The sequence below is a fragment of the Corallococcus interemptor genome (assembly GCF_003668875.1).
Classification (GTDB): Bacteria; Myxococcota; Myxococcia; order Myxococcales; family Myxococcaceae; genus Corallococcus; species Corallococcus interemptor.
The window spans coordinates 1-2,087 of sequence record NZ_RAWM01000252.1; the positions used below are offsets into that span (position 1 = coordinate 1).

Below are 2,087 nucleotides of genomic sequence, written 5' to 3' on the forward strand. Positions count from 1 at the left end.
CCCCGCTTCGGGCCCCGCCCCCGGTTCCGAGGAACTGCCCTCGCTGCGCCAGCTCGCCGCGACCATGAAGGGCCAGAACCACTTCCAGCGGCTCGGCCTCACCGAACAGACCGAAGGCAGCGCGGTGAAGATCGCCTACTTCCGCCTGGCCAAGCTCTACCACCCGGACACCCTGCCCCCGGGCGCCCCCCAGGAGCTGGAGAAGCTCAAGGCGGAGGTCTTCGCGTACATCGGCGACGCCTACCGGGCCCTCTCCGACGACAAGAGCCGCGCGGCCTACATCGAGGAGCTCAAGAGCGGCGGCGGCGACGGCGTGGACGTCCAGGCCATCCTCCAGGCGGAGGAGCTCTTCCAGAAGTCCTGCATCCTGGTGAAGGCGCGCAAATACCCGGAAGCCGTGAAGATGCTCAACGACGCCATCGCCCTCAACGCGGAGGAGCCCGAGTTCTTCGCCTGGCGGGGCTATGCGCGCTTCCTCGCCGCCCCGGACAAGAAGGCCGCCCAGCCGGAGGCCTTCCGCGAAATCCAGGCCGCCATCAAGCGCAACGAGCGCTGCGCCCCCGCCCACTACTTCCTGGGCGTCATCGCCAAGCTGTGCGGCGACGCGACCGGAGCCCTCAAGCACTTCAAGCGGACGGTCGAGCTGCAACCCGACCACATTGATGCGATGCGAGAGGTCCGCATGGCGTCGCAAAAGAAGTAGGGTGCGCGCCTTTTCAAGGAGACCCCCCATGCCCCTCACCGGGAAAGAACGCCGCCACCTGCGGGCCCTCGGCCACCACCTGGAGCCGGTGGTCATCGTCGGCTCGTCCGGCGTCACCGAGGGCGTCATCGCCGCCATCGAGCAGGCGCTGAACGACCACGAGCTCATCAAGGTGAAGATCAACGAAGGCCCGGAAGGCCGCCACGAAGGCGCTGACGCCATCGCCGAGGCCACCGGCTCGGAGCTCGCGCAGCTGCTGGGCCGCACCGCCCTCTTCTTCAAGCGCCGCAAGCAGAAGTCCCGCTTCGAGGACGTCCTCAAGGGCCCCCATGAGCCCCGCCCGGCCCCCAAGCCGGAAGAAGAGAAGAAGCCCCGCCGCCGCTGAGGAAGCACTCACTGATTTCCAGAGGTCACGGGGAAATCAGGGCAACCCGCGCATTTTGTGCGGGTTTCAGAGCAGGCGAGCCCTCGTACCGGGTTCGAAATGTCCCTACGCTGGGGGTCTTCCCCCCCGCGGAGGTGACGTGCAGACACCCTCGACCTCCCCTTCATCCGCTCCAGGTTGGCACGACGTGCTGATGCATCACCTGGAGCCGCTGCTGGGTGACTTCACCGCGAAGATGGCCATCCACACCGCCGCGCTGCGGGTCCTGAAGCGTCCACCGGAACAGGTGAGCCTGCAGGACGTGCCGCTGGTGCTGGAGGGTCTCAAGCCCATGCTCAACGTCTTCATCGGCGCGGCGCGCACGACGAACACCCTCACGGAGCTTTCGAAGGCCATGGAGAAGCTGCGATGAACGCCCCCCGTCCCTCTTCGGGTCGCGCCTTCAAGCGGGTGGCGCCCTGGCTGGGCGCCGTCGTGGTGCTCCAGCTGGTGCACCTGGCCGCGGTGGCCAATGCGCTCCAGGACGCGCGTCAGCTGGCGCTCGTGGGTGACGCAGCGGGTTGGGCGGTGGGCCTGCTCGCGGTGGCGGGCACGGCGGCGGCGGCGCTGGCCTTTGGCTCGGGGGACTACCTGCGCCGCGTGTGGGGGCTGTTGACGGCGGGCGCGGCCCTGTCGCTCGTCAGCACGGCCCTGCGCAGCTACTGGATGCACGCGGTGCCGGACGTGCCCTTCACGGACTCGCCGCTGTTGCCCGTGCGCATGGGCGTGGTGGTGCTGGCCAACGTGTGCACGACGTTCGCGCTGGTGCTGCTCTCGCGCACCTACAAGCAGTCCGGCCTGCAGCCTCCGCCCAGCTCCCGCGCGACGCTCCTGTGGGCGTGGATGACTGGCACGGCGGCCGGCGCCTGGGACAGAAGGGCTATGACCTGGACCTGGCGCTCACGGGCCGTGACCCCGAACGCGCGGCGGTGCTGCTCGCGCACCAGCCCGCCAACTTCA

At 69.0% G+C, this 2,087-nt stretch carries 4 protein-coding genes and 1 pseudogene; 4 read left to right on the forward strand and 1 reads right to left on the reverse strand.

Features of this window, described 5'->3' with window-relative positions; all coding sequences use genetic code 11:
* The 3 genes from D7X96_RS38865 to D7X96_RS38875 form a co-directional block, all read left to right on the forward strand.
* A partial coding sequence (locus D7X96_RS38865; protein ID WP_147468521.1) for a DnaJ domain-containing protein occupies positions 1-703 on the forward strand: 703 nt, incomplete at its 5' end.
* A gap of 28 nt (positions 704-731) precedes the next feature.
* Positions 732-1,088: a ribosome assembly RNA-binding protein YhbY gene (gene yhbY, locus D7X96_RS38870; RefSeq protein WP_120550392.1), complete on the forward strand. Its 357-nt coding sequence runs from the start codon at positions 732-734 to the stop codon at positions 1,086-1,088.
* A gap of 193 nt (positions 1,089-1,281) precedes the next feature.
* Positions 1,282-1,500, forward strand: coding sequence for a hypothetical protein (locus D7X96_RS38875; protein ID WP_120550393.1), 219 nt, complete (start codon positions 1,282-1,284; stop codon positions 1,498-1,500).
* 286 nt (positions 1,501-1,786) lie between these two features.
* On the opposite strand, the gene D7X96_RS41640 is transcribed toward D7X96_RS38875, so the two are convergent.
* The gene (locus tag D7X96_RS41640) at positions 1,787-1,909 is read right to left on the reverse strand and encodes a hypothetical protein (protein WP_279637432.1); all 123 of its coding nucleotides are present in this window, start codon (positions 1,907-1,909) and stop codon (positions 1,787-1,789) included.
* 51 nt (positions 1,910-1,960) lie between these two features.
* Between D7X96_RS41640 and D7X96_RS41345 the strand changes: the two are divergent.
* Positions 1,961-2,087, forward strand: a pseudogene (locus D7X96_RS41345) (metallophosphoesterase); the annotation flags it as partial.

Coding starts and splice junctions, on each gene's coding strand:
- yhbY (WP_120550392.1), top strand. CDS start 732: ATGCCCCTCACCGGGAAAGAACGCCGCCACCTGCGGGCCCTCGGCCAC.
- D7X96_RS38875 (WP_120550393.1), top strand. CDS start 1,282: ATGCATCACCTGGAGCCGCTGCTGGGTGACTTCACCGCGAAGATGGCC.